The sequence below is a fragment of the Faecalicoccus sp. genome, assembly GCF_036552745.1.
Classification (GTDB): domain Bacteria; phylum Bacillota_I; class Bacilli_A; order Erysipelotrichales; family Erysipelotrichaceae; genus Faecalicoccus.
The window spans coordinates 1-1,371 of sequence record NZ_JAXKBY010000132.1; the positions used below are offsets into that span (position 1 = coordinate 1).

General features: G+C 41.5%; 1 protein-coding gene. It reads right to left on the reverse strand.

What is annotated here, in order from left to right; translation table 11 throughout:
* Positions 1-201 precede the first annotated feature (201 nt).
* A partial coding sequence (locus U0M88_RS06410) for a helix-hairpin-helix domain-containing protein (RefSeq protein WP_442902235.1) occupies positions 202-1,371 on the reverse strand: 1,170 nt, incomplete at its 5' end.

The following is a 1,371-nucleotide window of genomic DNA, read 5'->3' on the forward strand; positions in this document are numbered from 1 at the left end:
AGGCAACTCTGAAAGAGCTACCTGGCTTTTGGTGCATATGTAAGATTGATTTGTTCAAGATAAGATGCTTTTGAGAGTGTCAATAGATAATTAAAAATTACTTACACACTTTTCTTGACAAACGCATTTTTACTTATTTAATGTGTCCACTTGACAGGGACCAGATCATACCTCTATATTCAGCATCTGGTCTTTTTTCTTTTAAAACAATGTCATCTGATTTTCATCGTCCAAACCTTCCAAAGCATTCATCATATCTAAGCGATCTAATAATGATTTTGAAAGCTGGGTACGTTTTAAAACATCTTCCTTCGATAAGAACGGTCTTTCTTCTCTTGCCTTTACGATGGATTTTCCTACGTTATCCCCCAGACCATCCAAACTGGTAAATGGCGGAATAATGCTTTTATCGTCATCAGGATCCATGATAAATTCATTGGCAGCTGAACGATTGATCGAAACATTGGCAAAGCGATAGCCACGACAAGCCATTTCCAGGGCAAGTTCCAATGTGTCATAGATCGCAAGCTCCTTATCACTGACCTTCTGTGTCTTATCTTCTCTGGCTCTGCGAATATCGGTCATCCGTTGTCGAATGGCCTCTTCTCCTGCAATCATCGTCGAAATATCATAGGCATCACAACGAATACTAAAGAACATACAGTAGTAAGCTCTTGGCATATGAACCTTAAACCAGGCGATGCGCACAGCCATCATAACATACGCAACCGCATGTGCTTTTGGGAACATGTACTTGATCTTTAAACAAGAATCAATATACCAGTCCGGCACATTATTGGCCTTCATCGATTCGATCCATTCATCTTTTAAGCCTTTCCCCTTACGAACACTTTCCATGATGGTAAAGGCTTGTTTAGGTTCCAGACCCATTTGAATTAAATCGACCATGATATCATCACGACAACCGATAACTTCACTTAACACACATGTCCCATTATTGATCAATTCCTCGGCATTTCCCAACCATACGTCCGTTCCATGGCTTAATCCGGAAATACTGACAAGCTCCGCAAATGTCGTCGGCTTAGTCTTTTCCAGGATACCTCGGACAAATTTGGTGCCGAACTCCGGAATACCGGCCGCCCCGGTTACTTCATTGTAGCGTGTCGTATCGATATTTAAAGAATCCAAGCCGGAGAAAATTGCCATCGTTGCTTCGTCATTCATCGGAATCGTACGCACATCTTTTCCGGTAATTCTTTCCAACATTTTCATAGCGGTTGGATCGACATGGCCTAAAATATCAAATTTCAAGATATTATCATGAATCTGATGGAAATCGAAGTGCGTTGTCTTCCACTCCGCATGAGGGTTGTTGGCCGGATACTGCACCGGTGTAAAATCATGAAC